A 26,694-nucleotide genomic window follows, 5' to 3' on the forward strand; every position below is an offset into this window, starting at 1 on the left:
ACAGAAACCACACCAACTGTCGTGACATTGCTCTCCCTATGAATAGCAAAAAGATGCATTTAAAATATTGTTTTCGATCAAAGGTAAAGAGAAGTAATGAATGGTATCGAAAGTTATATGAGGATTGTCTCAGTCGCGGAGGGGCGGGAATCGCCAAAATAAGACAAGGGACTTGAAAATTGCAGGCTTAAAAATTATGAGCTTAAACACTGTCAGCTTCGGCATCAAGGTATGTGGCGCGAGCGCTGGGATGAGTGTTCATGTCAGAAATTCATCCCAGTGTGTTTTCTGATAAAACGCGGCGTAAGGCATCCCCGCGGGAATGTATTACCGTGAACGGTCTAAATCCACGCTTGAGTAAGCGGAATTAACCCTTCGGGAATTTTTATTTTCCCTGACCATAAGCCAATGCCAACTTGGCGTAAAAATCTTCCAGCGTGAAGCGGGCATCAACCGCGTTATACACCCGAATTTGGCGCGCATTGTCCTGAGGCGCATAGGTCAGATCGTCGTTTAACTGTGGCGCGTTAATCAGCGTGTAGTGATATTCGTGGTCATCCAGCAACAAAGAAACCGCGGGATTATCACCCAATACCCAAACTTCACTTTTCGGCCAGGGAACATCTTTGATAGTTTCGGAAATCGCACGATTAAACTCGATGAGTTGTTGCCACAGATACTCCCCGACTTTCCCTTGCGGCTTCACGCGCACCGCCAGTTCAGACAGCGAGACGCGCACGGACATATAAACATTGTGCGGAACCTGCCACAACGGTATCTGGGATTTGAATACGCTGTTCGCCGCCACCGGATCGTTGAACATATTGTATTCCCAGCCGCCTTTCGGATAAGGCATGCCGCCAATCCACACTACCGTCATTTTACTGGTGATCTTCGGTTCAGCCTGAAGCGCAGCAGCAATATCCGTAATCGGCCCCATAACTAACACAAATAACGGATGCGGATTGTCTTTTAACGCCTCCTTGATGAGCATCTGCGCCCCTTCGCTCAACGCAGGCGCACCACCGTCAGCTTTCAGTGCCTGCGTCGCACCGCGATAAACAGGAATGTCAGTCTTTCCCATCACATTCATCAGGCGCTGAAGCTCGTGGTAGCTTTCCATCATGCTATTTTCGCCATCACGTTTCATCAGCGATGCGGTACGGGAGTAATGGGCGGCAATCAGTCCTTTCACCTGCATCGTCGGCGTCAGCACTGCATGGGCAACGGCAAAATCATCGTCAGCCTCGTTTTTAGCATCGGCACTGATAATGACGCGAATCTGTTTATGATCGGCTACATCAAAAAGTGAAGTTTGAGCCTGAGCGTCGAACGCGCTGAGGAAAGGTAATGCCACGATCACCATGGCAAACCGAGCAAAATATCTGTAGATAAACATGATTATCCTTAACTGTGCTGGGCAGTCGTTGATATGGCAGCCCAGCGATTCAGGCTGCCATCACAGAAAGCGAGCATGCGGATATTCAACCCGCAGCACGAAGACACTACTTAAAAAGCTTCTGAACAAATTCGCTGTAGGCCGGTCGCCAGACATCCATCTCATGGCCGAGATTAGGATAATGGGTATAGTCAAACCGGATATTTTTCTGCTCCAGTACGGTTTTCAAGCCTGCAATATCCTTACCGGTGATGTTATCGGTTTTGCCAATCACCACCGTGAAGTTTTTCAGTTGCTGATTAATCTGCTCAGGTCGTTCAAGTTGTGCAGCAACGGCCGTGTTTGGCACCGTTTCGGTAGTGACGCCGCTAAACGTTGCCAACCAACTGAAATGATCCAGATGGCTCATACCCGAAACCAGCGCCTGATATCCCCCCTGAGACAACCCGGCCAGCGCCCTGCCATTTGCATCCTGACGAACATTAAAGCGTCTACCGATTTCAGGGATAATGTCATGAATGAGTTCCCTGTCCGCCGCTAACGCATTGCGCGGATAGAACACCTTGCGTCGCTCCTGCGGTGGGTATTCTTCCGGGATAATCCCAGGAACGTCGGTTTCCGTATCAGGGATGACGACCAGCATCGGCTCAATTTTTTTCTCTGCCAGCAGGTTATCCATCATCTGCGGTATTCGCCCCTGTACCACGGCAGACGCACCCGTGTCGCCAAAGCCATGATAGAAATAGAGCACGGGTAACGGTTTTGACGATGCGCTATAGCCTGGCGGCGTCCAGACATACATCTGACGCTCTGATTTCAACGCATTTGAATGATAGGTCAGCGTTCTCAGCTCACCGTGCGGAACCTGACGCACGTCCAGAATACTTCCCGGCACCAGAATCAGGCTGGTATTCACCTGACGCTGCGGTTTGGTAAACGCCGTACCTGTATCGATGGTACGAAAACCATCCACGGTGAAGAAATATTCATACAGGTTCGGCGACAGCACAGGCGTTTTGAACGACCACACGCCTGATTGATCTTTCGTCATCGCATGGGACACGATGCTATCGGGAGTCGAACCGGTAAAAACACTGACCTGCTTCGCCGTTGGCGCAAACAGGCGGAAGGTAATGCTGCTGTCCGCGTTAACCGTCGTGACATACTGGCTTACCGGAATGGTTGCCGCTGGCATAACAGGAAAGTCTGCCGGCAACGCAGACGCATTGATAGATACGCCAACCAGCACGCCCAGCGTTAATAATGATAAAGATATTTTCTTCATGTTCATTCGCATAATCCCATCCCGACTATCACATAATCGAATCTGTTTTTGCTAAATGTGACGACACCACCGTAGTAGTGCCGACGTGATGATAGGTATTACCACCAGACTTCCGCCTGAACACCCAATGAGAATTGATCGTTCTTACTGTCGTTAAAAGTGGCCTTACTGATGTCGTTATCTTCAATTTTCAGGTAAGTACCATAAAAACGGATTTCCGGCCGCGACGTTAAAATACTGGTATTAACCTTGATGGCGTGATATAGCGTCGTTTTATACCCAGATTCATGGTAATTCTCGCCGTTTGTTTTATTGGTCTGATTAAAGTACGCCAATTCCACTCCCGTCTGATTGAACTTATCCCAAATATAGGCAGGGCGAAGTACGGCGCGAATACTATCAAAATCGGTATTTGCACCCGTATCATAGCTGTAGATATCGTTCCCTTTTGAATAAACTAATGCATTAGCCATGATAATATCATCACGCAAATACATTTCCCCTTGCGAGATCACACGGAATGCATTTCCTGAGTGGTTCCCATAGTAATCACCATTTCGACTATACGTTGGGTTAGCATCGGATATATTAGCAAAACCGCTGGCTATAGCATTGCTGGCTCCCTGCACGGTAAATTCATTAAATCCGCCGTTATATAATCCCTGCCGTAAAATTACACCAGCAGTCCAGGCATTCTTCAACTTATAAGACAAACCATCACTTTCGTCATTTTTCTGTATATTGTCTTTATTGGCCTGTGCATATTTACCAATCAGAGACAGCGTTGCATTATCCCATAGCGGAATACCTTTGTAGCGGATATCAACGGCGTTGGTATTGACCTGGTGTTTATCCTGAGGCGAACTGCTGTTGCGGGGATTATATAGCGCATGGCGTGCGTTAACATCTTCACGATTTAAGGAGAGATCAAGCTGACCCACGCCCAACTGCCAGTTCTCAATACCTACACCGCCGGCTGCTTCTGAGCGGTGGCTTTTCCAGTCCAGCATCTGAATTTCATAAACGGGTAAGGTGTTTTTACCGACCCAAAAATCTGCGTCTGGCGCAAATGGTAAAAACCCTTTCGTTGTCACATACATATGAGAGAATTGCAGTTTATTTTCGTTCGTGGCGTCTTCACCAAACCAGGCGCTGTTGTACTGCATGCCCACGTTGCCATCCAACTGAACAACGGCATCAACGCGCTTATTACCTTCTTCAAATACTTTTTGATTTAAGGAGAGATCGAACCAGCCGCTATGCTCATTACCAAAACGCCCCAGAGAACCGATCGCATAAGATTTTGGTGAACCATGATCGGCTGTTGCCCATCCCGAACGGAAATAGCCTGTATAGCTAAAACCAAGATCATTTTTGACATATTTGCTAATTTCAGCGAGCGTCAGCGGCTTTGGCTGCGTATTTGCTGTGGCGGCAACATCAACCGTGTTGGTCGCAGGCTGAACAGTAGGTGCCGCTACAGTATAGGTAGACGGAGAAGTGTCGGCTGATGCAACAGCCAATGTTTTCTGTTGGGCCGTTGAGTTGGCGGCTATGCGTGTTTTATTCTCCGCGATCGTCTTATATTCACGCAGCTCTTTTTTCGTTGACTGCAATTCAGCTTTATTTGCCGCCAGTTCTTTCTCCAATAGTTCCAGCCTTTCTTCTACGGTCAATTTTGCGGCCATAGCACCATTAGACAAAAACACTGACGACATCAGTAATACCATCACCTTTACAGGGAATTTTTTACGCATGATTATTATCCGAGTAGGGTACATTATTAAATTTAAAACGAAGCCATTCTGACGCCAGCCGATGGTTCGTCTATTTATAAAAAGCTCTCTGTAAAACCCAAATGATTGTTTACATGATTTAATGGCTAGCCATTAAATCATGTTTAATTTTTCGGCCATCTTTCCCATGGGGTGTAAAAAATAAACTTCGCATTCATTCCAGACCTTCTTTCTTAGAATGAATGCGTAAGTGACGTATCAATACGCTGATTTATTTCAACGCTTTACCATTAGAGGAAATAACCTCTTTATACCAGTAGAAACTTTTCTTACGCCGACGCGTTAACGTGCCGTTGCCTTCATCATCGCGATCGACATAAATGAAGCCGTAGCGTTTCGACATTTCAGCTTTTGATGCACTCACCAGATCGATAGGCCCCCAGCAGGTGTAACCCATCACTTCAACGCCATCTTCCAGCGCTTCGCCGACTTGATACAGGTGGTCGTTCAGGTATTTGATGCGATAGTCATCGTTAATGCTGCCATCACTCTCCAGTTTATCTTTAGCACCCAAACCGTTTTCCACAATGAACAGCGGCTTTTGGTAACGGTCATACAGATAGTTCAGCAAGTAGCGCAACCCTTCCGGGTCGATCTGCCACCCCCATTCGGAGCTTTCCAGATGCGGATTCGGCACCATATTCAGAATATTGCCACGGGCTTTCTGGTTCACTTCTTCATCGGTGGTCACACAACCCGTCATGTAATAGCTGAAAGAAATGAAATCGATGGTTTCCTTCAGAGACTGACGATCGTCTTCCGTTACCGACAGCGTAATGCCGTGCTCTGCGAAGAAACGCTTCATGTACGCCGGGTAGTATCCTCTGGTTTGTACATCACCGAAGAACAACCAGTCGCGGTTCTGCTGCATCGTTTCCATGACATCCGCAGGCTTGCAGGTTAATGGATAGAACATGGAACCCAACATCATATTGCCGATTTTGGCATCAGGGATAATTTCATGGCACGCCTTCACCACTTTAGCGCTGGCAACGAGCTGGTGATGAATCGCCTGATAAATATCCTGCTTACTACTCTCGGTAGGTAAGCCAATTCCTGTAAACGGCGCGTGCAGCGCGCAGTTGATTTCGTTGAACGTCAGCCAGTATTTCACTTTGTCTTTATAGCGCTGGAATACCGTGCGGGCATAGCGCTCGAAGAACGTAATCGTTTCACGACTTCCCCAACCACCGTAATTCTTCACCAGACCGTACGGCATTTCATAGTGGGACAACGTCACAAGCGGCTGAATGCCATACTTTGCCATTTCATCAAACAGGCGATCGTAAAATGCCAGCCCTGCTTCATTCGGCTGAGTTTCATCGCCCTGCGGGAAAATACGCGTCCAGGCAATGGAGGTTCTCAGGCATTTGAAACCCATTTCAGCAAAAAGCGCGATATCTTCGGGATAGCGGTGATAAAAATCGATCGCGGTGTCTTTAGTTCCGCTGTCGCCCGGCGTACGCATGACGATCTCGCCGAAAATACCCTGTGGCTGTAAATCGGACGTTGATAGCCCCTTGCCGTCCGTTAAATATGCGCCTTCAACCTGATTGGCTGCGATCGCGCCTCCCCACAAGAATTCTTTCGGAAACTGATGGCTCATCTTCTCTCCTCCCAATTGGGTCGTAAATGTCAATTTCAGCGGATTAACGTCAACAGTGCGCCCTGTTCCCGCACGGTGTTTCCGGCGGTAGGCAGAATATCAACGTAATTTTCGCTATTCGTGATAATGACGGGCGTTGTCGTGTCATAACCGGCTTTCTCAATCGCCTGATAATCAAATTCCACCAGAAGATCGCCCTGCTTCACGACATCGCCAGTCTTAATGTGTGCGATGAAATACTGACCATCCAATTTCACCGTATCGATACCGACGTGGATGAGGACCTCAGCCCCCTCTTCTGATTCGAGGCCAATGGCATGATTGGTCTTAAACAGTGAAGCAACGGTCCCATTCACCGGCGAAACAACGCGCCCAGCCAACGGTTTAATCGCGATACCTTTTCCCATTAATCCGCTGGCAAACGTTTCATCACCAACCTGATCAAGGGTCAGTACCGTTCCCTCAATCGGGCTGGTTATCGCTTGTTTACGCGTTGCATCATTTGGGTTTTGCGTAGCTTGCGGAGCCGCCGTGGGGGCGTTTACTACTGTGGTATTTTCTTGCGCAGGAATCCCAAAGGCCCAGGTAGCCACCGCCGCGAAGGTAAAGGCGATTGCCGTACCAATAATGGCGGCCCAGACCGTATTATCGACACCTGTCGGCGGGATAACCTGAGTAAAGGTGAAAATGCTCGGGAAGCCGAAGGAATAAATAGTGGTATGGAAATACCCCAAAATTGCGGCTCCCATTGCGCCACCAACACAGCCGAATATGAAAGGACGTTTCAGCGGCAGCGTAACGCCATATACCGCAGGTTCCGTAATACCAAAGATTGCAGCCGAGAAAGCCGAGCCGGAAATACCTTTTAATTTCATGTCGCGAGTACGCAACAATACGCCCAATACCGCACCCGCCTGCCCTAATACCGCCGGAACCAGGAGAGGCATCATGGTGTCGTGCCCCAACACGCTAAGGTTATTAATCATCAGCGGTGTTAAGCCCCAGTGCAGGCCAAAAATAACGAACACCTGCCACAGCGCCCCCATTAACGCGCCCGCAATCATGGAGTTCAGCCCATAAATCAGTTGGTAACCGCTGGCCAACATGTGCCCAAGCCAGGTTGCCGCGGGGCCAATCAGCAGGAACGTAACGGGAACCGTGATACAAAGACACAGTAGAGGCGTGAAGAAATTACGGATATTAATATGCAAGATGGCATTCAGCGGCTTTTCCAGTCGTGAAGCAAGCCAGGCCGAGAAAATAATAGGAATAACCGAAGAGGCATAATTAATGAAGGTGATTGGAATGCCGAGGAAATAAAGCCGTTGGTAACCCGTATCCTGCATCGCACCAAATTCAGCAATCATTGATGGATGTACTAACGTAGCACCAATCACCATGGTAACGAATGGGTTTCCGCCAAACTTTTTCCCTGCGGTATAGCCTAAAATAATTGGGAAGAAAAAGAATAGCGCATCACTCGCAGCGAATAACACTTTATACGACCCACTGGTCTCAACCATCCAGCCACAGGCCAGGCTGAGCGCCAAAAAACCTTTTAAAATACCGGAGGCTGCCATCACACCAATTAATGGCGTAAATATTCCAGAAATAATATCAATGAAGCGAGAGAAAACATTTCCTTTTTTCTCATCACCGTCCTCATTATTTGTGGAATCAGTCTGATCGGTCAATCCAGAAACATTCAGTAAGCTGCGATACACATCACTAACGTGATTGCCTACGACAACCTGAAACTGTCCGCCGCTTTCAACCACCATAATCACGCCTGAATTATTCTTCAGCGCAGCTGCATCCGCCTTTTGGTTGTCTTTTAGTTTAAAACGCAGCCTGGTTGCACAGTGCATCATGCTAATGATGTTGCTACGTCCACCGACACCATCGAGTATCTCACTTGCTAATGCTTTGTATTCCATCGTCTATCCTTAATGCTAAACAGACTTAATTATCAATAATTTAAGATTGCCATTTCTGTTTGAGACAAAAAAAAACCTAAATCGCTTTTCCCAATAAACATTGAGAAAACGATTTAGGTTTTGCCTGCCTGGACTGACAGTAACAATCCTAATTCTTTGTCAGCACAACTCATGCACCGACAATAAAAACCACTTCATCTGATAATTTACTTTCCTCATATTCTATTCTTTCACTTTCATCGTAAGCAAGTGATTTATCTTGCCACACTACTATTTTGTGACAGAAAGCAAATTAACAGAAATTATTCTCCGTCGCCTGGCTCTATTTTATCCAGCCCCTCCGTACGCACACGTTCAATATGAATCGTTAAGAACATTAACTCTTCTTTCGTTAACGTATAATGATACTTTTGAATAATATGCGCCTGTATTTTTTCCGCACAGCGATAAGACAATTGATATCTTTCCTTCACTACATCATGCAATGATTCATCATCACTAAATACGGTGCTTTTTCCTATTAGCCGTTGCGCAAAAAACTTCAAATGCGTAACAAATCGATGATAGCTTAACGCTTGCTCGTTATAATCCAGATTCAGCTGATATTTTACAATATTCAGTATTTCCTGCATGATTTTGGTTATTTGCAATACTTCCGGCATTTCGCTGTCAAGCTGCGCATTAACCAAATGCAGAGCAATAAATCCGGCCTCATCTTCCGGCAACCGCACAGCCAGACGCTGTTCAATAATATCCAGCGCTTCCTGACCAACGGCAAATTCCTTTGGATACAGGCGTTTTATTTCCCATAACAGCACATTGCGGATATCCACGCCTTGCTTGTGACGCTCTATCGCAAAGTGGCAGTGATCCGTTAAAGAGATATAGACGCTATTTTGCAGTTTCCCAGGTAAGCGCGCTTTTGCCAGCAGAATGATCTTGTCTGCCGTCGTGATGACATCCATCGGAATTTCTGACAGCAGTTCCTGTAGGCGCGATGTCAGCTCGCCAGATTTCATGACAAACACGCGTTCAATCAGCGTTTCATCCAGCAGATCGCCAGAGTGCTTTTTGAAGCCCAGCCCGCGTCCCATCACAACCGACTCATTATTGTTTTCGTCGATTATGGTGACGACATTATTGTTGAGTATTTTGGCAATCTTCATTTTTCAAACCCTGGAAACAAAAAAACCAGACACTCGTAGCAAGAACGAGCATCTGGTTTTGCCTGCTTACGCAGTAACAATCCGCAATGGCTGGTAAACTACCATCTGCATTCATCTTCTCAAGGAGCATGACACAAAAACGTGATACGGATCGACAGAAAAACATGTCGCTCACACGTGTTTTCTTTGTTTATAGTCGGCGATTACTAGAATCAACAACTTGCCATCACACGCGGTAATACCGTACTTAATACGGAGGATTTTTTAGGCAGTTGCGCAACAGAGTTAGGCAAAAACACCAAATCGCACAGTTTTTGCGTAAACGCGACAAAATATTCAACTTGATACCTTTTGCCACCTTGTTTCTCGGCGCTTAATAACTATAATACGGAACGTCGTTTCAATTGAATGGTTTCAGCTAAACAACGTGCCACTATCAATAATAGTATTATCAACGGCATCGCCAACGCGAATCTCCGCTAATCTCATGCGACGAGCGGCTGCGTACTCCATTACCCATTCGCTACGACCATCTATACTTACCTCTTTACGCTGTTTCCTCACACATTCTTTCCAGCGGCTTGTCCCACATCGCCACTGGTTCACTCGTTTTTTTATCCATCACAACTTGTAGAAACTATCTTATGAAAAAGACAAAAATTGTTTGTACCATCGGGCCGAAAACAGAGTCGGAAGAAGTGCTTGGCAACCTGCTGTCTGCGGGCATGAATGTTATGCGCCTGAATTTCTCTCACGGAGATTACGCAGAACATGGTCAACGCATCAAGAATCTGCGTGCCGTCATTGAAAAGACGGGTCAGCAAGCGGCTATCCTGCTTGACACCAAAGGCCCAGAAATCCGCACCATGAAGCTGGAAAACGGCGCTGATGTAACCCTGGCCGCTGGTCAAACGTTCACCTTCACCACCGATCAGAGCATCGTGGGTAACAAAGATCGCGTCGCAGTCACTTATGCTGGATTCACCGAAGACCTCAGCGTGGGCAACACCGTTCTGGTTGATGACGGTTTGATCGGTATGCAGGTTACCGCGATCAACGGTAACGACGTCGTTTGTAAGGTGCTGAACAATGGCGATCTGGGCGAGAATAAAGGTGTTAACCTGCCAGGCGTTTCCATCCAACTGCCTGCTCTGGCTGAAAAAGACAAACGCGACCTGATTTTCGGTTGCGAACAAGGCGTCGACTTCGTCGCAGCGTCCTTTATTCGTAAACGTTCCGACGTTGAAGAAATTCGCGCTCACCTGAAATCACACGGTGGTGAGCACATTCAGATCATTTCCAAAATCGAAAATCAGGAAGGCCTGAACAATTTCGACGAAATTCTGGAAGCATCCGACGGCATCATGGTTGCCCGTGGCGACCTGGGCGTTGAAATCCCAGTTGAAGAAGTGATTTTTGCACAGAAAATGATGATCGAAAAATGTAACCTGGCACGTAAAGTGGTTATCACCGCGACGCAAATGCTGGATTCAATGATCAAGAACCCACGTCCTACCCGCGCTGAAGCGGGTGACGTGGCGAACGCCATCATCGACGGGACCGATGCCGTTATGCTGTCTGGCGAAAGTGCGAAAGGTAAATATCCGCTGGAATCCGTTACGATTATGGCAACGATCTGTCAGCGCACCGATTCCGTGATGAAAAGCCGTCTGGATACCATCAAGACGCCAGGAATACTGCGTATTACTGAAGCTGTTTGTCGTGGTGCGGTAGAAACCGCAGAAAAACTGGATGCACCGCTGATTGTCGTTGCGACCAGCGGCGGCAAGTCAGCCAAATCTATCCGTAAATACTTCCCGAATGCCCGCATTCTGGCGCTGACGACTAACGAAGTCACCGCGCGCCAGCTTCTGCTGAGCAAAGGCATTGATACGCTGCTGGTGAAGGAAATCGCTTCTACCGATGATTTCTACCGCATTGGTAAAGAAGCGGCGCTGAAGACCGGTCATGCGCAAGCAGGTGATGTTGTGGTGATGGTATCTGGTGCACTGGTTTCCAGCGGCACAACCAACACCGCTTCCGTACATCGCCTCTGATCTCAACACTCAGATCGATAAAAGCGCCTTAATGGCGCTTTTTTTATATTCTGAAACGACTTTCTACAGCGCGATAACCTAATTAATGCGTTTGCATAACACGCCATTTTAATAGCCTAAAACCTCAGAGTTATCCGATAAAAATAGCACTGTTTTCCTTACTTTTTTAATGAATAGGTAAAACTCGCTGTTTCTTTGAGCGAACGATCAAAATTAAGCATGTTCTCATCAAAAATTTATTCTCATTAGAAAAAAGTTTGTGTAATACTTGTAACGCTACATGGAGATTAACTCAATCTAGAGGGTATTAATAATGAATCGTACTAAACTGGTACTGGGCGCGGTAATCCTGGGTTCTACTCTGCTTGCTGGTTGTTCAAGCAACGCTAAAATTGATCAGCTGTCTTCTGACGTTCAGACTCTGAACGCTAAAGTTGACCAACTGAGCAACGACGTGAACGCAATCCGCTCTGACGTACAAGCTGCTAAAGATGACGCAGCTCGTGCTAACCAGCGTCTGGACAACCAAGTTCGTACTTACAAAAAGTAATCGAGCTGGTTAAGTAGTGAAAATGGCGCACAATGTGCGCCATTTTTTTGCCTTTGTTTTATCAATAAATCGCTGTACCAAACGTTTTATTCTATCAGTAGTTCTGTTCCATCGACCTTCGCTTTCATCCCTCTTCCACGTTTTCTGCCGTCACTATCCTTCCGTCCGATCTCTGAACCAGCACAGATGCGTCTAAGACGCATCTGACCGTTTTATTTCATGATTAACGCGAGGTAGTGTTAATAGAAGTGATTGGCGCAACCTGATGTGTCTCAGGCGCTTCTGGAGACGACTCTACCGGTGGCTGGTAGGTATTGATATCTTGCCCCACGCTAACCACAATCGGCATGCCGGAACGACGCACAATCGCATCAGCAACGGCTTTACTGTCCGTCTCCGCGTCCTTAACAAACTTCTGCGTCTTCGCCGTCAACGGAATCTTCATGGTTTGTGGATCGTCTTTATCGGTCTTCGACAAAGGCTGATGCACTTCAACATAGCGTTTACCGTCCGGTTCAACGGAAGTTTTAATTGCATCATTAAGAATCTGCACACGCGTACCGACTGGCACGTTGTCGAACAACGCCTTGATATCGTCTGGACGCAGACGGATACAGCCGGAGCTTACGCGCATGCCGATACCGAAGTCCGCGTTCGTACCATGCAGTAGATAAACGCCGCCATGCGCTGACAGGCGCAACGCATGAAGTCCCATCGGGTTATCCGGGCCAGCCGGAACCACAGCAGGCAGCGTAATGCCTTGCTCTTCGAGATAATGCTTACGGATGTTCGCCGTTGGCGTCCAGGTTGGATTCTCACGTTTCTCGCTCACGCTGGTCGTCATCAGTGGCGTATTACGCCCCAGTTGACCAATGCCGATCGGGTAAACGATGACGGTATTTTTCCCTTTCGGGTAGTAGTAGAGGCGTAATTCCGCCAGATTGACCACAATCCCTTCACGCGGGGTATCTGGCAACAGCATTTGCGTCGGGATCGTGAGAGTAGAACCCGGTGTCGGCAGATAAGGATCCGTTCCAGGATTTGCTTCCAGCATGCCCAGTAAACCAATCTTGAAATCCGCCGCGATAGCTTCCAGCGGACGACCGTCATTGGGGACCGTATAAGCGATGTTCTCGCCGATAAGGCGGCTATTTGGTGGCGGTAGCGGATATTCCGTCGCTCTGGCGGCGGTGCTGGCCAGGTATGCCGCAAAGGCCATACCAAGTAAAGTTAACGCGCGTTTCATATTAGGTTCCCTACAATCAATAACATCTGGTTGTGTACCCAGAATGCAGTATCCGACTATACCTCTTGATCTGGTATCAATGAGGCTGTTGCTGCGCCTCTCCACAGAACGTGTGGTATATATTAGCATTGCTGTAACAAAAGAATATTTTATTTAAAAATCAAAGCATTGATATTCAATTCTTTACAAAGCACTGTCAGGATAAAATTTAGCAGGAAATAAATATACAGGACGAATTCTGAAATATCAGCGAGTTAATAAATTGATCGAGAAACAATAACGTATCGCTGGTGAAGATCAGTCAATAAAAAACAAAAAGCGCTGAACGTTTTTTCCGTCACAGCGCTTTTTTCTATACTCAGTAAAAGCAGAGAAAACAGAGAAGATAATTAAAGCAGTGCAGCGGCATGGGCACGAATGGCACGTAACATAGCCTCAAGCCCCTGAGATCGGGATGGCGTCAAGTGTTGGTTCAACGCCAGCGATTCAAAGAACGGCCGCACATCCAGCTCAACAATCTCCTGCGCTGTCAGCCCCTGATACAGGCTGAAAACTACCGCGATCAGGCCTTTCACAATGGCAGCATCGCTGTCGCCGTGCAGAGTGATGACGCCCTGCTCATCAGGTTGTGTCACAATCCACACCTGACTCTGGCACCCCGCAATCAGGTTATCGGGATTACGCCACTCATCGGGCAGTGGATCAAGACGCTCCCCTAACTCGATGACATACAGATATTTTTCTTCCCAGTCATTACAGCGTGCAAAATTGCGCGCCAGCTTCTGCGGTTCTGGCAGACTCGCCATGGTTTCCTCCCCGAACAGGTTCGCGCGCGGCGCTTAACTGCCCAGCAATCGATGGATACGTTGCAATCCGGCAACCAGCCGGTCAATTTCTTCGCACGTAGTATAAACGGCCAGCGAGGCGCGGCACATACTGGGAACACCATAGTGTTCCATCAGCGGCATCGCGCAATGGTGGCCGGTGCGAATCGCAATACCGTACCGATCGAGGAAACTTCCAACATCATAGGCATGGTGCTGCCCAAGGTTAAACGCAATAACGCCGTGCCGTTCGGCAGGACCGTACAAGGTCAGATCGGGCACCTGCGTTAACGCTTCCAGCGCATACTGCATGAGCGAGGATTCATAACGCTGAATATTTTCACGCCCCAGTGCCGTCACATAATCCAGTGCAGCACCTAAGCCCATGATACCGCCCGTGTTAGGCGATCCGGCTTCAAAGCGCCACGGTGAATCCGCATAGGTGGTGCCTATACGCAGGCTGACCTGACGAATCATCGCCCCACCACCTTCCCACGGTGGCATGGCTTGAAGCAGGTCACGTTTGCCATACAGCACACCAATGCCTGAAGGGCCGTAGATCTTATGTCCTGAAAAGACAAAGAAATCACAATCCAGATCCTGCACATCAACAGGCTGATGCATAATCGACTGTGCGCCATCGATCAACACAACAGCGCCCGCCGCTTTTGCCTGCGCAATCATCGCTTTCACGGGGTTCAGCGTGCCCAATACGTTGGATATCTGCGTCACCGCCAGCAGACGAGTGCGTTCATCCAACAACGCGGGAAGCTGTGCCACATCCAGCGAACCATCTTCAGCCAGCGGCAATACGCGAACTTCAACGCCACGCGCTTCCGCCAGCATCTGCCAGGGAACAATATTCGCGTGGTGCTCCATCTCGGTAATGATCAGGTTATCGCCCGGCTGGATAAAGGTGCGACCATAGCTGTTAGCCACCAGATTGATGGCCTCCGTCGTCCCGCGTACAAAGACAATCTCTTCCGCTGAGGCGGCATTAATAAAAGAAGCCACCTGCTCGCGTACCGCTTCCATCGCGCTGGTCGCCTGCGCGCTGAGCGTATGAATGCCGCGATGCACAGCGGCGTATTCATGGCGATAGAATTCAGCTTCGCGATCGATAACAGAATGAGGCTTTTGCGCACTCGCGGCGCTATCAAGATAGGCTAACGGCTGGCCGTTAACCTCGCTTGCCAGCAACGGGAAATCGGCACGAACTCGCTCAATAGGATAACTCATCATACCGCCTTGCCGACATTCGCCAGCGCGTTGGGCAAACGCTGCGCAATACGTTCCAGAACCACATCTCGCAGAGACTCGTTTTCAATCGCTTCTGTGACTTCCGCAGCGAAGGCGAAGATGATCATCTGTTGCGCATCCTGTTGCGTAATACCGCGGGAACGCAGATAGAACAGCTGTTCTTCGTCCATACGACCGATGGTGGCACCGTGGCTACATTTCACGTCATCCGCGTAGATTTCCAACTGCGGCTTGGTATCTACCTCAGCCAATCGACCCAGCAGCAGGTTGTTATTGGTCATCTGTCCGTCAGTTTTCAGCGCATGCGGCGCAACCTTGATCATGCCGTTAAACACTGCTCTGGCGCGATCGTTGACAATGACTTTATGCAGTTGACGACTTTCGCCGTTGCCCTGATTGTGTTCCAGATACGTTCGCGTATCACACACTTCGCTGCCAACAGGCAGAATCAGGCTGTTCATGGACAGGTTCGTCCCTTCGCCGTTCAACTGAGCACTGGTGTGGTGACGTGTTAGCCCAGCTCCCAACAGGAAACTGTGGCTGCGAACCCGAGCATCGCGTGCCAGAACCAGATCGTTATGCGCGAAGTGGTAGCTCGCCGCCGCTTCAAACGCCAGTTTATAGTGGCTAATCTGGCTGTTTTCCGCTGCGTTCACCGTCAGGCGTGCACCGGTAAAATGAGCATGCTCATCCAGACTGATGTAGTGCTCGATAATCTCCGCACTCGCGCCACGCTCAACGTTCAGATGATGACGATGGTGAACCGTGTTCAACGCCGCAGCCTGACTGCTGCTGACGTGCAACAGATAAAGCGGTTTTTCCGCTTGCTGCCCGGCAGCCAGACGAATCAAGGTACTTGTGCTAGCCAGACTTTCGGTCAGATGCAGGAACACGTCGGACTGGATCGCCGCAGGCAGCACGCCACGCGCACGCGACGCCTGTACGTCCACCTGATACGGACCCCAGGCGCTGTCGCTCAGTTCTGCGTTGAACACACCATCGACAAACACCAGACGCCAGCTATCCACCGCCAATGCCAGTGCGTCCACAGCAGCACGATCGATAGACAGTGCCTGAGGTGCGACAAATTCGTTGCTCAGCAAGCCATCCAGTGGCGTGTATTTCCAGTGTTCATGCTTACGATGCGGTAAGCCAAGACGAATAACGTCCTGCCAGTGTTGGTTTGCATCTTCAGAACGACGCGACGCATCGCGTTCAAACAGGCTATGCCATTGTTGCAGCGCCTGCTCTTGTTTCTGTGCGATGCCGGTTTTACTCGTCACATTATTGCTCGTCGGTAAGCCAGCCATAGCCTTGCTCCTCCAACTGTTTAACCAGCGAGAAATCACCGGATTTCACAATGCGCCCTTGATACAGAACGTGTACGTGATCCGGTTTGATGTAATCAAGAATACGCTGGTAGTGCGTGACAATGATGAACGAACGTTTGCCGTCGCGCAGGGAGTTCACGCCGTTAGAAACGATTTTCAGTGCGTCAATGTCCAAACCAGAGTCAGTCTCATCCAGAATGCACAGATCCGGCTCTAACGCCGCCATTTGCAGAATGTCGTTACGCTTCTTCTCGCCGCCGGAGAAGCCTACGTTGACCGAGCGGGTCAACAAATCTTCCGGCATATTCAGCAGTTTGATCTTTTCTTCGATAAAGTCGGCGAAGTCAAAGCGATCCAGCGGTTCCTGCTCGCGGTATTTACGTACTGCGTTAACAGAGGTTTGCAGGAAGAACTGGTTGCTCACGCCAGGGATCTCTACCGGATACTGAAACGCCATAAAGACGCCTTCACCCGCGCGATCTTCTGGAGACAGTTCCAGCAAGTCTTTCCCTTTGAAGTTCACCGAACCATCGGTCACTTCATATTCTTCACGTCCAGCCAGCGTCGCGGAGAGCGTACTTTTTCCTGAGCCATTCGGGCCCATGATCGCGTGAACTTCACCCGGCTTAATGGTGAGATTAAGCCCTTGGATGATCGCTTTGCCTTCTACGCTAACTTTTAAATTTTCGATGCTTAACATGCTTATTCCTTCCAACGCTCAATGTGGCGAGCGCTTAATGAATTCCGGGACCGATGATTCTCATTATTCGTCTGTGAAAATCCCGGTAACCGCCGAATTAACCCACGCTGTGTTCCAGGCTAATCGCCAGTAACTTTTGTGCTTCTACCGCGAATTCCAACGGCAATTCAGAGAAAACGTCCTTACAGAATCCGTTCACGATCATCGAGATGGCGTCATCTTCGCTGATACCGCGTTGCAGGCAGTAGAACAACTGATCATCACCGATTTTCGAGGTCGTCGCTTCATGCTCCAAATGCGCAGTATTGTTACGCACTTCCACGTACGGGAAAGTGTGCGCGCCGCACTCGCTGCCGATTAACATGGAGTCACATTGGGTAAAGTTACGGGCGTTGGTCGCGCTCGGCATAATCTTCACCAAACCGCGGTAGGTGTTCTCACTGCGCCCGGCAGAAATCCCTTTAGAGATGATGGTCGAACGGGTGTTTTTACCGATATGAATCATCTTGGTGCCGGTATCGGCCTGCTGGCGACCGTTGGTCAAGGCAACAGAGAAGAACTCACCCACGGAGTAGTCACCGCGCAGAATGACGCTTGGGTATTTCCAGGTGATCGCTGAGCCAGTTTCTGACTGCGTCCAGGACATTTTTGAATGCTCGCCTGCACACAGCGCGCGCTTGGTTACGAAGTTCAGAATGCCGCCTTCTGCGTCATCTTTACCGGAGAACCAGTTCTGCACCGTGGAGTATTTCACTTCGGCATTCTTGTTGATGATGACTTCCACCACCGCGGCATGCAGCTGATAGGTGTCACGAACAGGTGCGGAGCAACCTTCGATGTAGCTGACGTAGCTGTCATCATCGGCGATCAGGATCGTACGCTCGAACTGACCGGTTTTCGCCGCGTTGATGCGGAAATACGTCGACAATTCCATCGGGCAGCGCACGCCTTTCGGGATGTACACAAACGTACCGTCAGAAGCGACCGCCGAGTTTAACGCCGCAAAGAAATTGTCGTTCGCCGGTACGACTGTGCCGAGGTACTGACGCACCAGATCGGGATGTTCCTGAATCGCCTCGCTGAATGAACAGAAAATAATGCCTTTTTCAGCCAGCTCATGCCGATACGTGGTCGCAACAGATACCGAGTCGAAAATAGCATCGACCGCGACTTTCTGGCCTTCACGGACGGGAACGCCCAGCTGATTAAAGGCATTTTCTACTTCGCTGGTCAGGTAATTATTCACGTCCGTAATCCCGGATTGCTGCTTGGCGCCGGGCTCAGAGCCACAGCTGTCGTCACAGTTACCGCAGGAAGGCGCGGAATAATAGCTATAGTCCTGATAGTCGAGTTTCTCGTAATGGGCTTTTAGCCAATGCGGCTCTTCCATCTCCAGCCACGCTTTGTAAGCGTTAAGACGGAATTCCAGCATCCACTCAGGTTCATTACGCTTCGCCGAGATCGCCCGCACGACATCTTCGTTGATGCCGTGCGCCAGCTCATCGGTTTCCAACTGCGTGAAGAAACCTTCTTTATAGCGTCCATCACCCATCCAGATCTGGACATCATCAGGTACATCTACCGTGCTACGTGCCATAATTTTTCATCACTTAAATGCCAAAGCTTTCGCCACATCCACAAGCATGCTGCGCTCTGGGATTATTAAACTTGAATATCTGATTCAGCCCTTCACGGACGAAATCAAGTTCTGTGCCGTCAATGAAAGGCATCGCTTTCAGTGGGACATATAGTTTTGCGCCATCACGTTCGAATACCAGATCGTCGGTTTCAAACTCCTGCACCAGATCCAGCACATAGCCAAACCCGGCACAGCCTGATTGTTTAACGCCAAGCCGCAGCCCTTGCACGGCTTCATCCTGCGTCATCAGATTCTTAATCTGCTTCACGGCGCTATCTGTCAGCGTCAGTCCCTGCCAGACATTTTCATCCAGTGAAAATGTCCCTACATTTTCCGCTTGCATATGGAATACCTCATTGCGTGTGGTACCAGTTTTAGGCTGGTTTCCCCTAATGTTAGTGATTATGAAACTAGCTTCAACCTCTTGTTTCGCAGGGCTATTCGTAACATTTGGTTTTTTAGCGATCCAATAGCATCATTTTACACGTCTCTGAAGCGCCAAACAATGCGGCAATAAATCAACTAACCAATTGATAAAAAATGAATTAATAGCCTCTTCCCTGTTCCTTTAGGGAAGGCGGAAATTATCATCTCGTTATCATTATTATAACATTTATCGGTGATACCTATTTATAAAACAGGGAAGGTATATGAAGATTTATATGATTTCCGATCGTATTTTTCACGTTAAAGCACGTTTTGCCCATTGATCACGGCCTTTTTTATTAATATGATAATGATTATCATTTCATATTCAGGATCGATAACCATGCTTTCCGTGAATGCCTGGCTGCACCACCAGATTGACGAATATAAATTTCAGATTCGCGATGCCACTGTTGATTTCTATATGGCGGAAGCCCGCCTGAATCGTCCGGGAAGTAATATTGATCATTTACGTCGATTCCATAACGCCTGCATGGACATGGTTGAACTGTGTCTGAGAAATGGCGATGACGACAGTTATCTGCACGCACTGGTCAAGTTGCACAATCGGTTGATTAAAGAGATCAATAATGAAGGGCGCTGCCACCTCTTTCGAGTGCAAAGCTACTACTTTGCGCGTAACACGCTGAAGTCGATTTGCCATCAGTTAAGCATGCAAGGCTCATGGGATAAAGCCACCGCGTTTCAGACGGACTTCGTTAAGCGCGTGCCTTTTCTCCCCTAAAGAACGATCGATCTACCCTAAATAAAAATCGAACCAGACCCGCCAACAGTCTGGTTCAGCGTTTCATACTTACGGCGTAATCACCGACGTCGTCAGACGTGAAATGCAGCACAGGCGATTCTGATTATCAAAAATCTCAATCTGCCATACCTGGCTACGGCGACCAACGTGAAGCGCACGGCATACTCCCCGAACCTCACCTTCACGCACAGCACGCAGATGATTGGCATTGATTTCCAGCCCCACCACCTGCTGATCGCCCTCAGAGCACAGATAGCCCGCGACGGAGCCGAGCGATTCCGCCAGCACGACGGAAGCGCCACCGTGCAGTAAGCCAAACGGCTGACGCGTGCGTGAATCCACTGGCATCACCGCTTCCAGAAAATCCTCCGCAAGGCAGGTATAACGAATCCCGAGATGACCAACCATACACGCCTGGCTCTGTTGATTGAGCTGCTCAAGCGTAACCTGTCGTTTCCATTGCATCAGAGAATCTCCAGTAGAGCCTGTAGCGGATGGCGTAATGCACTGCCTTCCATGCGTTTTACCTGACTACGGCATGAATAGCCGGTGGTCAGACAGCGTTTCTGCGGCAACTTCTGTAACACCTGCTGCCAGGATAGCGCATAGATTCCCTGCGAGTTGGCAAGGTTTTTGGTTTCATGACCGTAAGTTCCCGCCATACCGCAACACCCGACGCTGACGTTCTCCAGTTTTGCGCCAAAGCGCGAGAAGATATCAGCCCACTGCTTAGTGCTGATCGGTAGCGCGGTCGTTTCGGTGCAGTGGCCGAGCAGATACCAGGACTCACCGGTGGCAGGCATAGGCGTGCTATCTGCCAATGCCTTCACCAGCCATTCATGCACCAGCTGTACCTGAAAATCACCACGTTTCTCCCCCAAAATTTCTCGGTATTCGTCGCGATAGCACAGCACCAGCGCCGGATCGACGCCCACCATCGGCATTCCTAGCTTGGCAACGCGATTCAGGAAATCTGCCGTCTTCGACGCCGTTTTGGCAAAGCGTTGTAAAAAGCCTTTAATGTGCTGCGCTTTTCCGTTCGGCGAAAACGGCAATAGCACCGGTTTCAACTTTAGTTTTTCGATCAAATGAACGAAATCCGCCACCACCTGCGCATCGTAATAGCTAGTAAACGGATCCTGCACAATGAGAACGTACTGTTGGCGCGCCTGCTCAGGCAGTTGTTCCAACTGTTCAAGCGTGGTGTTGACTCCGCTATGCCCGGCAAACTGCTGACGAAGCGACGGTGATGACAGCAAGGGCAAATCAACCATGCCAATCTGGCTGCGGCTCAGATTATTCAGCAACGGCATTTTCAGGAAGAAGTTAAACGTCTTCGGGCTACGTGCCATCAGCGGCGCATAGCTTTCGACACCGGCCACCAGATAGTCACGAACCGGACGCAGGTAGCGCGTGTGATAAAGCTGTAGGAAGCGGGAACGGAAACCGGGCACGTCGATCTTGATCGGGCACTGCGTTGAACAAGCTTTACACGCCAGACACCCTGACATCGCCTCTTTGACTTCATGCGAGAAGTCGTAATCGCCTTGCTTCGCCTGCCAGCTATTGCGGGTTTTCTGGATAAAGGCGCGCAGGCTTAATTTTTGCTGCGGTAAGGCGTTCTCTAATGCAACCGGATCGACGCCCTGCTCCGCCAGCAGGCGCAACCATTCACGTACCAGCGTCGCGCGACCTTTCGGGGAGTGAATACGGTTTCCGCTGATTTTCATTGACGGGCACATTGGGCTACGCGCATCAAAGTTGAAGCACAACCCGTTACCGTTACATTCCATTGCGCCACGGAATGCGGTACGCACCGTCAGCGGGATCGTGCGGTCAAACGTGCCGCGCTTGACTGCATCCACTTTCATCATCGGTGCATCGACATCCAGCGGCGCACAAATTTTCCCAGGATTAAGCCGGTTATCAGGGTCAAACGCCGCCTTGATCCGACGCAGCTCGTCATACAATTCCGGGCCAAAGAATTCGGGGCTGTATTCAGCACGGAAACCTTTACCGTGTTCGCCCCATAGCAGCCCGCCGTATTTAGCCGTCAATGCGACAATCTGGTCGGAAAGCTGTTTCATCAGCATTTCCTGTTGCGGATCGCACATGTCCAGCGCAGGACGAACGTGCAGCACCCCGGCATCCACGTGGCCGAACATGCCATACTTCAGATTGTGACTGTCCAGCAGCGCACGAAACTCTTCGATATAATCGGCCAGATGCTGGGGAGGCACGCAGGTATCTTCCGCAAACGGGATAGGCTTAGCCTGCCCTTTGCTATTACCCAGTAGCCCGACGGCTTTTTTGCGCATGGCGTAAATACGTTCGATTCCGGCAAGGTCGTTACAGGTTTGATAGCCAATCACCCCGCCTTCTCCGGTAACCAGCAGCGTGTCCAGCCGCTGACATAGCGACTCAACCTGCCCGTTGATCAGCACTTCATCGTCACCTGCGAATTCAACGATATTCAGGCCAAGCATTTCCTGATTAGGTACATCAGTAATCAGTTCACTGACGGAATGCCACACGATATCTTCGCGGGCAAGATTTAGGACTTTGGAATCCACCGTTTCGACGGATAACGCCTTCGCTTCAACCATGAACGGCGCATTGCGCAACGCGGAATTGAAGGAGTCGTACTTGATATTCACCAGACGACGGCTCTTCGGCAACGGCGTGATATCGAGCTTCGCTTCAGTGATAAATGCCAGCGTGCCTTCGGCCCCGGTCAGAATACGCGTCAGGTCAAAGGTACGGAGATCGTCGCTGAACACATGCCGCAGATCATAACCCGTCAGAAAGCGGTTCAGCTTAGGGAATTTGTCGATAATCAATGCGCGCTGCTCGCGACAGCGGTGCAGCACCGTGTGATAAATGCGGCCAACGGGAGAATCTTCTTCTGCTAACTGCTCTGCCAGTTCTGTCGGCATCGCCTGCGTATCCAGCATCTCGCCGCCCAGCAGGATCGCACGCAGCCCCAGCACATGGTCTGAGGTTTTACCGTACACCAGTGAACCTTGTCCTGATGCATCAGTATTGATCATGCCGCCCAACGTCGCCCGGTTACTGGTCGATAGCTCGGGAGCGAAAAAATAGCCGTAAGGCTTCAGATATTGGTTAAGCTGATCTTTAATGACGCCAGCCTCAACGCGCACCCAGCCCTGCTCAGGATTGATCTCCAGAATGCGGTTCATATAACGCGACATATCGACCACAATGCCGCGATTCAGCGCCTGCCCATTCGTACCTGTCCCGCCACCGCGTGGGGTAAAGGTCAACTCTGAAAAACGCGCCTCGCCCGCCAGCCGCGAGAGGATCGCGACATCGGCAGTTGAACGGGGGAAAACCACCGCATCTGGCAGAAGTTGATAGATACTGTTATCCGTTGCCATCGTCAGACGATCGGCATAATTGGTCGCCGTATCGCCCGTGAATCCATTTTTCTTCAATGCTTCCAGAAAATTAAGCACCGGCTGAACCAGCCCGGGAGATTGCGTGATCTGTGGGATCATTATTTTTTGACCCTGTCCATACATGATGTGTTTGCCAATTATGTCGTGAAATGCCTATGAAGCGTGGTATATAGCCTAATGTCGATCGGTTAAGAACCGAGAAACACGGGGCGAGGTCTCCCTGCGGGAACCTCATCCCCGTGTTTCCCCTAAAATGGGACTTGAGTGATCAGCTATGCTATAGCCGTCCTTTCATCGGGGACATCACGTTTTATCACATTTCGCAATCGTGTGCGCTCCCGGATCGGCAAAAACATACAGCATGTTGGCGAAGCGTCGTTTCAACAACAAAATGTTCAATAGGCTGTCAAAACACCCGGAAATATCTCATGATGACTTCTGATGAGATCACTTCACCCAAGCTACCCCACCTTCCGCCTTTTCTTTTGCTATTGAGGAACGATTCGTTGAGCAAATATTCTCAACCACCACGATTTGACCTGGCCAGAATCCTGTTCAGTCTGGTGTTTATTACCATCATGATTATTGCCTGTTTTTGGGTAGTGCAGCCTTTTATTCTGGGATTCGCCTGGGCATGTATGGTGGTTATTGCCACCTGGCCGATGCTGATTAAATTTCAGGCACTCTTGTGGGGGCGACGTTCTCTGGCAGTGCTCGTGATGACGCTTCTGCTTATTCTGCTATTTATTGTGCCGATTGCCGTTCTTGTCAGCAGCGTGGTGGAGAACAGTTCGGCGCTAATGAACTGGGGAGCCAGACAGGAAAACTTTTCGCCGCCGACACTCGAGTGGCTATCGTCAATTCCTTTAGTCGGGGAGAAATTGTTCAACAGCTGGCAGGCGCTATTGCAAAGCGGCGGCAGCGGTCTGTTCGCCAAGGTGCAACCCTATTTTGGTAAAACAGCAACCTGGCTGGTGGCACAGGCAGCACATGTCGGACGCTTTCTGGTGCACAGCTCCCTAATGCTGATCTTCAGTGCTCTGCTGTATTACAAAGGTGAGGCCGTTGCGAAAGCCGTGCGACATTTTGCCATCCGGCTTGGGCAGGAGCGCGGCGATACTGCGGTGATTCTGGCCGCACAGTCAATTCGTGCCGTCGCGCTGGGCGTGGTAGTAACGGCCATCGTACAATCAGTGTTAGGCGGAATCGGTCTTGGGCTGTCTGGGATTCCTTACACCACACTATTAACCGTTCTGATGTTTCTGTGTTGTCTGGCGCAACTGGGGCCGCTCCTGGTACTTATTCCAGCCATTATCTGGCTGTATTGGACGGGCGATAACACCTGGGGCACCATCCTGCTAGTCTGGAGTTGCGTCGTTGGAACGATTGATAACGTGATTCGTCCAATGCTAATTAGAATGGGTGCCGATCTTCCTATGTTACTGATTCTTTCCGGCGTGATTGGCGGATTGCTGGCGTTTGGCATGATTGGGCTGTTTATTGGCCCGGTCGTCCTCGCCGTTTCCTATCGTCTGCTGTTTGCCTGGATGCGCGAAATCCCCGAGCCGCAGAGCATCCTCTCGGTTAATGCGGCCAAGACACCCAATAAAAATTCATAGCGGTAAGTCCACCTCTTTTCTTTCCGTGAGCGGTACACCGCTCACGGATTTTCTTCTCTCAACATCGCTTCTTATGACTCTTTCTTTTTGTCTCGATAGGTAAAAATAACTAATGATTAATCATCTATTGCCAGGGATTAGTCCTAAAATTTTTATTACCATTTCTCTAATGCATCAATATTATTGACAATATAAAAACTCTGATAAGAGAACCCTTAAAAAATAATTAACTATTAGGATGATTCTTAATGACTAAGGAGGGCATAATCCATAGGATAAGTATCGAAGCTAGTATTAACCTACTGTTTGTCAATGAGGTTTCCTCCTCGTCAGAGTTAGTAACGAATTGCTGTGTGTAGTCTTTGCCCATCCCCTGAGATGGGCATTTTTTTTCCTTTCATTTCTCTTTCATTCAATTACGCCTGATTCCTTTTTTGCTACTCTCCTGTCTGCCCACCTTCGGTTCAGATTTTTCAGGAGTTTCTCATGACGTCTCTCGCCGCGAAGAGATTACTACTCTGTGGCTTATTCAGCCTTCTGACAGCCTGTGATAACCCGACACCTACAGCACAGCGCCCCTTGTTGACCATCGAAGGCAAAACCATGGGGACGTTTTACAGCGTAAAAATTAGCGGCAATGTCACTGAAGATAAAACACAGTTGCAACGGGAAATTGATGCTCTGCTGGAGCAAGCCAATAACGATATTTCTACCTACCGCGACGATTCCGTCCTATCCCGCTTTAATCAGCATCGGGGAACGGATCCACAGCCTATTAGCAATGGCATGGCAGATATTATTCTGGCCGCGCTGCGTATCGGTAAAGCCACTCACGGCGCGATGGATATCACAGTCGGCCCGTTGGTTAACCTCTGGGGATTCGGCCCGCAGAAACAGCCGACACGGATTCCCAGCCAACGGCAGATCGATTTAGCACGGCACAATGTCGGGCTACATCACCTGAAACTGATCGGTGACGAAAAAGGAGAATGGATTCAGAAAGATCTGCCGGATTTGTACGTCGATCTCTCCACGCTGGGTGAAGGATACGGCGCAGACGTTCTGGCACAGTTGATGGCGCGTAAAGGAATCACCAACTATCTGGTTTCCGTTGGCGGTGCGATTTCCAGCCGTGGCGTGAACGCCGAAGGAACGCCGTGGCGCGTAGCGATTCAGAAACCCACCGATCAAGAAAACGCAGCGCAGGCGGCAGTGAATTTGCAGGGTTACGCGATTAGCACGTCTGGCAGCTATCGAAATTATTTTGAACAGGACAGCAAGCGCTATTCTCACGTTATCGATCCCGAGACGGGTAGGCCGATTACCCATCAGTTGGTTTCTGCCACCGTGATTGCGCCTACCGCGCTGGAAGCGGATGGTTGGGATACGGGTTTGATGGTGCTGGGAACGGAGAAAGCATTAAAGCTGGCGGAGCAGCAGGGATTGGCGGTTTACCTGATTACCAAAACGGATAAGGGTTTTAGTGCCGTGATGACGCAACAGTTTAAGTCATTCCTGATTTCAGCACCGTAAGAAACGCCAAAACCAACAGCAACCCCATCGCGATGAGATCGAGATACACGGGGCGACCACGAAGTGAGGCATCCCTGCGGGAACCTCATCTCCGTGTTTCCCCTAAAATCTGACATCGTCGGTTACCATGACGCC

The 26,694-nt window shown here is 49.5% G+C and carries 20 protein-coding genes and 1 other RNA gene; 6 read left to right on the forward strand and 15 right to left on the reverse strand.

Features of this window, described 5'->3' with window-relative positions; translation table 11 throughout:
* Positions 1–385: 385 nt before the first annotated feature.
* The 6 genes from KP22_RS06750 to licT form a co-directional block, all read right to left on the reverse strand.
* Positions 386–1,399 carry a nucleoside hydrolase gene (locus tag KP22_RS06750; RefSeq protein WP_039323184.1) on the reverse strand — a complete coding sequence of 338 codons (1,014 nt, stop codon included), beginning with the start codon at positions 1,397–1,399 and terminating at the stop codon, positions 386–388.
* Between the two features lie 106 nt (positions 1,400–1,505).
* The gene (locus KP22_RS06755) at positions 1,506–2,696 is read right to left on the reverse strand and encodes an alpha/beta hydrolase (protein WP_209428688.1); all 1,191 of its coding nucleotides are present in this window, start codon (positions 2,694–2,696) and stop codon (positions 1,506–1,508) included.
* 86 nt (positions 2,697–2,782) lie between these two features.
* Positions 2,783–4,441 (reverse strand): carbohydrate porin, encoded by a 1,659-nt coding sequence (locus KP22_RS06760; protein ID WP_039323186.1) that lies wholly within the window; start codon positions 4,439–4,441, stop codon positions 2,783–2,785.
* Positions 4,442–4,691: 250 nt separating this feature from the next.
* The gene (locus tag KP22_RS06765) at positions 4,692–6,086 is read right to left on the reverse strand and encodes a glycoside hydrolase family 1 protein (RefSeq protein ID WP_039299044.1); all 1,395 of its coding nucleotides are present in this window, start codon (positions 6,084–6,086) and stop codon (positions 4,692–4,694) included.
* A gap of 35 nt (positions 6,087–6,121) precedes the next feature.
* Positions 6,122–8,023 (reverse strand): PTS beta-glucoside transporter subunit IIABC, encoded by a 1,902-nt coding sequence (gene bglF, locus KP22_RS06770; RefSeq protein WP_039323189.1) that lies wholly within the window; start codon positions 8,021–8,023, stop codon positions 6,122–6,124.
* A 302-nt stretch (positions 8,024–8,325) separates the two neighbouring features.
* Positions 8,326–9,189, reverse strand: a complete 864-nt coding sequence (gene licT / locus KP22_RS06775) for a BglG family transcription antiterminator LicT (protein ID WP_039323192.1) — start codon at positions 9,187–9,189, stop codon at positions 8,326–8,328.
* Between the two features lie 644 nt (positions 9,190–9,833).
* Here licT and pykF point away from each other — a divergent pair.
* Both pykF and KP22_RS06785 read left to right on the forward strand, forming a co-directional pair.
* A complete protein-coding gene (gene pykF / locus KP22_RS06780) occupies positions 9,834–11,246 on the forward strand; it encodes a pyruvate kinase PykF (RefSeq protein ID WP_039323195.1) in 1,413 nt (470 codons plus the stop codon).
* Positions 11,247–11,559: 313 nt separating this feature from the next.
* Complete coding sequence (locus KP22_RS06785; protein WP_005970385.1) at positions 11,560–11,796, forward strand: major outer membrane lipoprotein; 237 nt, start codon at positions 11,560–11,562, stop codon at positions 11,794–11,796.
* Between the two features lie 223 nt (positions 11,797–12,019).
* On the opposite strand, the gene KP22_RS06790 is transcribed toward KP22_RS06785, so the two are convergent.
* The 7 genes from KP22_RS06790 to sufA form a co-directional block, all read right to left on the reverse strand.
* Positions 12,020–13,042: a L,D-transpeptidase family protein gene (locus KP22_RS06790; RefSeq protein WP_039299036.1), complete on the reverse strand. Its 1,023-nt coding sequence runs from the start codon at positions 13,040–13,042 to the stop codon at positions 12,020–12,022.
* A 389-nt stretch (positions 13,043–13,431) separates the two neighbouring features.
* Positions 13,432–13,848: a cysteine desulfuration protein SufE gene (gene sufE, locus KP22_RS06795; protein WP_039299034.1), complete on the reverse strand. Its 417-nt coding sequence runs from the start codon at positions 13,846–13,848 to the stop codon at positions 13,432–13,434.
* Between the two features lie 33 nt (positions 13,849–13,881).
* Entirely contained in the window at positions 13,882–15,105 is a 1,224-nt protein-coding gene (gene sufS / locus KP22_RS06800) for a cysteine desulfurase SufS (RefSeq protein WP_039323198.1), read from the reverse strand.
* The gene (gene sufD, locus KP22_RS06805) at positions 15,105–16,436 is read right to left on the reverse strand and encodes a Fe-S cluster assembly protein SufD (protein ID WP_039299028.1); all 1,332 of its coding nucleotides are present in this window, start codon (positions 16,434–16,436) and stop codon (positions 15,105–15,107) included. Before sufD ends, sufS begins: the two co-directional genes overlap by 1 nt.
* A complete protein-coding gene (gene sufC / locus KP22_RS06810) occupies positions 16,411–17,157 on the reverse strand; it encodes a Fe-S cluster assembly ATPase SufC (protein ID WP_039299024.1) in 747 nt (248 codons plus the stop codon). Before sufC ends, sufD begins: the two co-directional genes overlap by 26 nt.
* A 97-nt stretch (positions 17,158–17,254) precedes the next feature.
* Complete coding sequence (gene sufB / locus KP22_RS06815) at positions 17,255–18,754, reverse strand: Fe-S cluster assembly protein SufB (RefSeq protein ID WP_039299023.1); 1,500 nt, start codon at positions 18,752–18,754, stop codon at positions 17,255–17,257.
* A gap of 13 nt (positions 18,755–18,767) precedes the next feature.
* The gene (gene sufA, locus KP22_RS06820; RefSeq protein ID WP_039299022.1) at positions 18,768–19,139 is read right to left on the reverse strand and encodes a Fe-S cluster assembly scaffold SufA; all 372 of its coding nucleotides are present in this window, start codon (positions 19,137–19,139) and stop codon (positions 18,768–18,770) included.
* Between the two features lie 426 nt (positions 19,140–19,565).
* On the opposite strand from sufA, the gene KP22_RS06825 reads away from it, so the two are divergent.
* Positions 19,566–19,967: a hypothetical protein gene (locus tag KP22_RS06825; RefSeq protein WP_005970399.1), complete on the forward strand. Its 402-nt coding sequence runs from the start codon at positions 19,566–19,568 to the stop codon at positions 19,965–19,967.
* 69 nt (positions 19,968–20,036) lie between these two features.
* Here the strand turns inward: KP22_RS06825 and KP22_RS06830 are convergent, their stop codons facing one another.
* Together KP22_RS06830 and ydiJ are read right to left on the reverse strand one after the other, a co-directional pair.
* Positions 20,037–20,453, reverse strand: a complete 417-nt coding sequence (locus tag KP22_RS06830) for a hotdog fold thioesterase (RefSeq protein ID WP_039299021.1) — start codon at positions 20,451–20,453, stop codon at positions 20,037–20,039.
* A complete protein-coding gene (gene ydiJ / locus KP22_RS06835) occupies positions 20,453–23,506 on the reverse strand; it encodes a D-2-hydroxyglutarate dehydrogenase YdiJ (protein ID WP_039323200.1) in 3,054 nt (1,017 codons plus the stop codon). Before ydiJ ends, KP22_RS06830 begins: the two co-directional genes overlap by 1 nt.
* A gap of 407 nt (positions 23,507–23,913) precedes the next feature.
* Between ydiJ and ydiK the strand changes: the two genes are divergently transcribed.
* From ydiK to apbE, 3 genes are all read left to right on the forward strand, one after another.
* A complete protein-coding gene (ydiK, locus tag KP22_RS06840) occupies positions 23,914–25,026 on the forward strand; it encodes an AI-2E family transporter YdiK (protein WP_039299019.1) in 1,113 nt (370 codons plus the stop codon).
* A gap of 282 nt (positions 25,027–25,308) precedes the next feature.
* Positions 25,309–25,420, forward strand: an RNA gene (gene rprA, locus KP22_RS21550) — antisense sRNA RprA.
* A 92-nt stretch (positions 25,421–25,512) separates the two neighbouring features.
* Positions 25,513–26,559, forward strand: coding sequence for an FAD:protein FMN transferase ApbE (apbE, locus tag KP22_RS06845; RefSeq protein ID WP_039299016.1), 1,047 nt, complete (start codon positions 25,513–25,515; stop codon positions 26,557–26,559).
* Positions 26,560–26,694 lie beyond the last annotated feature (135 nt).

Origin of the sequence: Pectobacterium betavasculorum (assembly GCF_000749845.1) — a bacterium.
Classification (GTDB): Bacteria; Pseudomonadota; Gammaproteobacteria; order Enterobacterales; family Enterobacteriaceae; genus Pectobacterium; species Pectobacterium betavasculorum.

Coding starts and splice junctions, on each gene's coding strand:
- KP22_RS06750 (WP_039323184.1), bottom strand. CDS start 1,399: ATGTTTATCTACAGATATTTTGCTCGGTTTGCCATGGTGATCGTGGCA.
- KP22_RS06755 (WP_209428688.1), bottom strand. CDS start 2,696: ATGCGAATGAACATGAAGAAAATATCTTTATCATTATTAACGCTGGGC.
- KP22_RS06760 (WP_039323186.1), bottom strand. CDS start 4,441: ATGCGTAAAAAATTCCCTGTAAAGGTGATGGTATTACTGATGTCGTCA.
- KP22_RS06765 (WP_039299044.1), bottom strand. CDS start 6,086: ATGAGCCATCAGTTTCCGAAAGAATTCTTGTGGGGAGGCGCGATCGCA.
- bglF (WP_039323189.1), bottom strand. CDS start 8,023: ATGGAATACAAAGCATTAGCAAGTGAGATACTCGATGGTGTCGGTGGA.
- licT (WP_039323192.1), bottom strand. CDS start 9,189: ATGAAGATTGCCAAAATACTCAACAATAATGTCGTCACCATAATCGAC.
- pykF (WP_039323195.1), top strand. CDS start 9,834: ATGAAAAAGACAAAAATTGTTTGTACCATCGGGCCGAAAACAGAGTCG.
- KP22_RS06785 (WP_005970385.1), top strand. CDS start 11,560: ATGAATCGTACTAAACTGGTACTGGGCGCGGTAATCCTGGGTTCTACT.
- KP22_RS06790 (WP_039299036.1), bottom strand. CDS start 13,042: ATGAAACGCGCGTTAACTTTACTTGGTATGGCCTTTGCGGCATACCTG.
- sufE (WP_039299034.1), bottom strand. CDS start 13,848: ATGGCGAGTCTGCCAGAACCGCAGAAGCTGGCGCGCAATTTTGCACGC.
- sufS (WP_039323198.1), bottom strand. CDS start 15,105: ATGAGTTATCCTATTGAGCGAGTTCGTGCCGATTTCCCGTTGCTGGCA.
- sufD (WP_039299028.1), bottom strand. CDS start 16,436: ATGGCTGGCTTACCGACGAGCAATAATGTGACGAGTAAAACCGGCATC.
- sufC (WP_039299024.1), bottom strand. CDS start 17,157: ATGTTAAGCATCGAAAATTTAAAAGTTAGCGTAGAAGGCAAAGCGATC.
- sufB (WP_039299023.1), bottom strand. CDS start 18,754: ATGGCACGTAGCACGGTAGATGTACCTGATGATGTCCAGATCTGGATG.
- sufA (WP_039299022.1), bottom strand. CDS start 19,139: ATGCAAGCGGAAAATGTAGGGACATTTTCACTGGATGAAAATGTCTGG.
- KP22_RS06825 (WP_005970399.1), top strand. CDS start 19,566: ATGCTTTCCGTGAATGCCTGGCTGCACCACCAGATTGACGAATATAAA.
- KP22_RS06830 (WP_039299021.1), bottom strand. CDS start 20,453: ATGCAATGGAAACGACAGGTTACGCTTGAGCAGCTCAATCAACAGAGC.
- ydiJ (WP_039323200.1), bottom strand. CDS start 23,506: ATGATCCCACAGATCACGCAATCTCCCGGGCTGGTTCAGCCGGTGCTT.
- apbE (WP_039299016.1), top strand. CDS start 25,513: ATGACGTCTCTCGCCGCGAAGAGATTACTACTCTGTGGCTTATTCAGC.